This window comes from Bacillus sp. F9_6S_D1_P_5 (genome assembly GCF_054823925.1).
The window spans coordinates 1-5,166 of record NZ_JBTREW010000049.1 but is presented as its reverse complement, the minus strand read 5'-3'; the positions used below and the strand labels follow the sequence as shown (position 1 = coordinate 5,166).

The window sequence follows — 5,166 nt, the reverse complement described above, 5'->3', positions numbered from 1 at the left end:
CACCCGTTCCCATACCGAACACGGAAGTTAAGCTCTCTAGCGCCGATGGTAGTTGGGACCTTGTCCCTGTGAGAGTAGGACGTCGCCAAGCAACTAAAAACACAAGTCTTTTGACTTGTGTTTTTTCGTGTTTAATAAAGCATGAACATTTTATACACATTTAGAACTTATATCGGTGTATTGATAATTAAGAAAGATGATATATGTGGAAGGGATATAGTTTATATACACATTTGGTCTCTTTATTAATATGGCGTTATCCAAGGGATGTTTAATTTTTGAGCTTTGTCGTACGGTAATTTGAAGTATTAATGGTGATTATTCCCGCCATGTCAGAAGTAAGTCATACTAGTAGTGAAATAGATAAAAAACCGATATTCTAACTTGAATATCGGTTTAATAATTTGTGACTTATATGAACTTAGAGCAATACGAAGAGCGTAAATAAAATAGCTAGTAAAATACGATAGTATGCAAAAGGTTTTAAACCTATCTTCTCTAAAAGCTTCAGAAAAGTTACTACCGCTAGTATTGCTACTATAAAAGATGTAATGAATCCTACGACAAACATAGGAATATCATTTACACTTAAATACTTCCAGCTTTTTAATAAGTCTAAGCCTGTAGCGCCAACCATTACAGGAAGAGCAATTAGAAAAGAGAACTCAGATGCAGTTTTATAATTTACTTTTGCTAATAGCCCCCCAGAAATAGTAGAGCCAGCTCTAGAAAAACCAGGATATACGGCTAAGCATTGAAATAATCCAATTGTTAATGCTTGATGGTATGTTAAATCATCCAGTGAATCGGCGGTTGCCTCTTTCTTTTTTACTTCTGCAAAGATCATCAGAATTGCCCCTACCACAAGTCCGATTACGACAGTGTAGGGCTGAAATAAGTAAGTTTTAATAACATCGTGTAGTAATAAACCAGCAACTACTGCTGGAAATACGCCAAGAAATACATGGAATACGTTAAATTTTTTCTCTTTCCGCAGAAGAGGTTTAATATTACATAAAGAAATGAGGCGTTTATGATATAAAATTGCAATAGCTAAAATTGCCCCTAGCTGTATAACAATTTCAAACGTTTTCGCTCTTTCTCCTTCAAAGCCTAATAAATGCCCGACTAATATAAGGTGGCCAGTAGAGGAGATAGGTAAAAATTCAGCTAATCCCTCTACGATACCAAGTATGAAGGCAATAATGATATCACTCATAGTTTCACTCCTATAAATTAATGGATGTCTACTCTTTTAAAATAGAATAGTGTTGCAATAAACCCGAAGATCGTCGTTGTTGCAATGATGATATAAGAATACTCTGGTGGATATGTGGGTTGTAATTCATTATTTGCGATATCTAAAGTAGCGGTCCACGGAAATAAATCTTTATGTTTGGAGTTTACGAGCATAAGATTAGTCATTGTAATAATGACTGTTAATATAATAGGCGGTACATAGCTCTTCATTACAAGAGTTAATAGCACTATAGGTGAAGACAATAGAAAGAGAAGTACACCACAAATTGAAAATTTCAGGAAAGAACTTAAAATTAAATCGGTGTTAAAACCAGGGAAGCTCCCCAATAGCCCTAATATTAAAGTGAGTGTCCAAGCGACTAAAGTTAGCATCACGATCCAAAGAAAAAGAATGATGAACTTACTTATAATAAAGCTAATACGCGACACGGGGATAGTTAATAAATTCTTTAGTGTATCTTCTGTATATTCACGGGTAAACATATAAGCAATTACTACTCCATATAAGGGAAAGCCTATTACTAAAGTAGTATATAAGTTAACATCAGTAAATAATTGATGAAACCAAATTGTTGGAGTTGGCTGTTTTGTTTTTATATGTATATAAGAAGCTACTACAACTAAGAAAGGTGCGACACCAGCACCAATAATGCTAATTAAAAACATATTAGAGCGTTTTAGTTTTAATAGTTCTGTATAGAGTAGATTAACCAATCGTTCCACCTCCGACTAGTTTAGTGAAATAATCTTCTAATCTATCTTCGCTCATCATCATTTTTAATACTTCAATATCATTCAGAACGAACGTTCTGTTTATACGCCCTTGTTGTCCGAAATGAGAATAAATACGAATATTCCCTTCATCATGAACTTCGTAATCAAAAATTTGAAAATGATTTTCTAATAGCATCGCAGCCTTATTGTCATTATTCACCTGAAATTCTATGTACTTACGGTTTGTTTTGCGCAGTGTATCAAGAGAAACTTCTTCTAGTAACCTTCCTTCATGAATAATTCCCATACGATCAACTAATTGCTCTACTTCAGCTAATATGTGACTGGAAATAAGTATCGTTATATTTCTTTCCTGTGCTAAAGATTTAATAAGTTTTCGCATTTCTTTAATACCAATAGGGTCCAGTCCATTAGTTGGTTCATCTAGTATGAGTAATTCGGGATAATGGAGAAGGGCACGTGCAATCCCTAGGCGTTGCTTCATTCCTAAAGAATACTTCCCAACTAATTTTTTTGTTTCGTGTTGCAATCCTACTATTTCTAATGCTTCTTCAATAGCATTCTTTTTATGAATTCCAATTATCTTTGCATTAACTAATAAGTTTTCTTTTGCAGTTAAGTTTTCATAAAACCCTGGAACCTCAACGATAGAACCAATTCTTCTTAAAATATCTTTTTGGTTTTGAAATAAGTTCTCTCCGAATATTTCAATATTTCCACTTGTAGGTTTTATAAGGCTGAGTAACATACGAATGGTTGTAGTTTTACCTGCACCGTTACGTCCTATGAATCCGTAAATTTCTCCTTGTTGAACGTTAATATTTAGATTATCTACCGATTTTTGTGTGCCGTATGCTTTAGTAAGGTTAGTCGTTTTTATAATTGTATTTATAGGGGACACCTACTTTCTATAAGTTCTTAATTACATGATAAAAAGGAAGGCTTAACTGCATATTAATCATTTCTTAACTATTTCTTAAAAGCATTGTGTTTTGGAATGGAAAAGCCAAAAGTAGTTCGTTCCCATGGAATACTTTCAACCCATATATGTCCATGCTGCTTCTCAACTAGTGCTTTTACAATGGCAAGCCCTAGGCCGCTACCGCCATAGGAGGAATTTCTTGATTGTTCGCTTCGGTACATTCGCTCAAATATGTTTTGTAAGTCATGTTTTGGAATACCCGGGCCTTTGTCCCAAATAAGAAGTTCATAGTCTGTACAGGTTTCTATTAGTTCGATTCCTAATGTTTTCCCATCTTTTCCGTAATAAATAGCATTTTTTATTAAATTATTCATAATTCGCATAAGGCTAAGGTGGTCTGCGATGATAGGGCAAGTAGATTCTGGGATTAGAACTTGTAGCTCAATATTATGTTTTGAGAGTTCAGGTAAAAATTCAATTAAAATTTCTCTAGTAACTTCAGAAAAGTCGAGCTGTTCTTCTTTTATTGGAAATTCATTGGCGTCTAGCTTTGCCATATTGAATATGTCATCAACTAGGTGTTTTAAGTTATTTGATTTTATATAAAGTACTTTAAGATATTCTTGCTTTTCTATTTCAGAAGCAGCAACCCCATCTTTTAAAGCATCGATATAGCCAATAATGGAGGTGAGTGGTGTTCGAATGTCGTGCGAGATACTAGACAAAAGTTGTTTTCTAGATTCCTCAGACCTTTTTGCTTCAATCCGAACCTTTTCTAATTCAGCTATTAGTTCGTTTATTGAAAAAACGATATTATGTAATGAACGATCATTGCTTGTAAATAATCTCGTTTGTAAATTACCTTTTAGTACACGGCTTAATTTAGTATCTATTGATTTGCGATGCTGAATGAATTGTATTCTTGAAAAGAAGAGATACATTGTAATTAAGATAAGGATAATAAATAAAGACATTTTTATGCTTGGAACCATTTGTATATTTAAAAGCCCACAAATGATAAGTTGTAATGAAATAAGGAATAGCGTTTTATCAGTCTTCAAGCTTTTCACCTACAAACTTATAACCAATGCCCCATACGGTTTGAATAAATTTGGGATTGGAAGGATCGATTTCTATTTTCTTTCTAAGTTTTCGAATATGTACCATAACGGTATTATCATCTTCTATATAATTATCGTCCCATACATTTCGGAAGAGCTGAGTTTTAGTAAATACTTGCCCTGGGTTTGAGGTAAAGAATTTTAATAGTTCCAGTTCTTTTCCGGTTAAGTTAATTTCCTCTTTATTTGTATGAACTGTATATGTATTTAAATCGATAGTTAGCCCTTTAAAGGTTAGAGTTGTTTTCTCTTGTACATTAATGTTACTTCCAAGAACTAAAAAACGTCGCATAAGAGCTTTTACTCGTGCAACCACCTCATGAATGCTGAAAGGTTTTGTAATGTAATCATCAGCACCAATGCTTAAACCTAAAATTTTATCAACTTCGTGATCTTTAGCAGTCAGCATTAATATAGGTACGTTAGTTTTATCTCTAAGCTTTCTGCATACTTCGATACCATCTACTTTCGGCATCATAAGGTCTAATATAACGAGGTTATAGTTGTTTTGATTAAATAACTGTAAGGCTTCATCTCCATTAATCGCAGTATCTACCATATATAATTCTCGCTCTAAATATATTTTTAATAAATTTCGGATTTCTTTATCATCGTCTGCTATAAGGATACGTATATCTTTCATATCTTCACCTGCTTCTAATAGATTTACAACAACACTCTAATTATATACTAGTATTTGTTAAAATAAGGTTGCTAGTTTTATTGGAGGAAAAGTTCTGCACGTATTAAGTCTAGAGTTCAAAATGACTCTAATATGTTTTGAAAGAATAAATTAAAGAGAAGTAGAAGGTGGTTTCTGGTAATGATTCTTTGTAGAGGTATATCTAGCTAAAAGAGCATAAAAATATTAAATTGAATATCTTTATAAAAAGGTGTTGACGATTTCATCTTAGAGGTGTAATATAGGACAAGTCGCCGATGCAATAACGCAGAACGCGGCAAACGAAATGAAAAACTTAGTTGACATTGAAAGATGAAGATGTTAACATAAGGGAGTCGCAAATGAGCGACCAAGTAGTTCTTTGAAAACTGAACGAAACAAACAACGTGAAACGTCAATTTTTATTTTAGATGCTAGACAAACTAACTTTATTGGAGAGTTTGATC

The 5,166-nt window shown here is 33.4% G+C and carries 5 protein-coding genes and 1 rRNA gene; 1 reads left to right on the top strand and 5 read right to left on the bottom strand.

Going from position 1 to position 5,166, the window contains the following annotated elements; genetic code table 11:
• A 5S ribosomal RNA gene (gene rrf, locus ACUXEY_RS28010) occupies positions 1–91 on the top strand; the annotation flags it as partial.
• 330 nt (positions 92–421) lie between these two features.
• On the opposite strand, the gene uppP is transcribed toward rrf, so the two are convergent.
• The 5 genes from uppP to ACUXEY_RS27985 form a co-directional block, all read right to left on the bottom strand.
• Positions 422–1,219, bottom strand: a complete 798-nt coding sequence (gene uppP, locus ACUXEY_RS28005; RefSeq protein WP_461302070.1) for an undecaprenyl-diphosphate phosphatase UppP — start codon at positions 1,217–1,219, stop codon at positions 422–424.
• A 17-nt stretch (positions 1,220–1,236) separates the two neighbouring features.
• Positions 1,237–1,974, bottom strand: coding sequence for an ABC transporter permease (locus ACUXEY_RS28000; RefSeq protein ID WP_429603547.1), 738 nt, complete (start codon positions 1,972–1,974; stop codon positions 1,237–1,239).
• On the bottom strand, positions 1,967–2,896 hold the full coding sequence (locus ACUXEY_RS27995) for an ABC transporter ATP-binding protein (protein WP_098671309.1): 930 nt from the start codon (positions 2,894–2,896) through the stop codon (positions 1,967–1,969). The genes ACUXEY_RS28000 and ACUXEY_RS27995 overlap by 8 nt, the downstream gene beginning before the upstream one ends.
• Before the next feature lie 68 nt (positions 2,897–2,964).
• Positions 2,965–3,978: a sensor histidine kinase gene (locus tag ACUXEY_RS27990; RefSeq protein WP_429603546.1), complete on the bottom strand. Its 1,014-nt coding sequence runs from the start codon at positions 3,976–3,978 to the stop codon at positions 2,965–2,967.
• On the bottom strand, positions 3,968–4,681 hold the full coding sequence (locus ACUXEY_RS27985; RefSeq protein ID WP_166705522.1) for a response regulator transcription factor: 714 nt from the start codon (positions 4,679–4,681) through the stop codon (positions 3,968–3,970). The genes ACUXEY_RS27990 and ACUXEY_RS27985 overlap by 11 nt, the downstream gene beginning before the upstream one ends.
• Positions 4,682–5,166 lie beyond the last annotated feature (485 nt).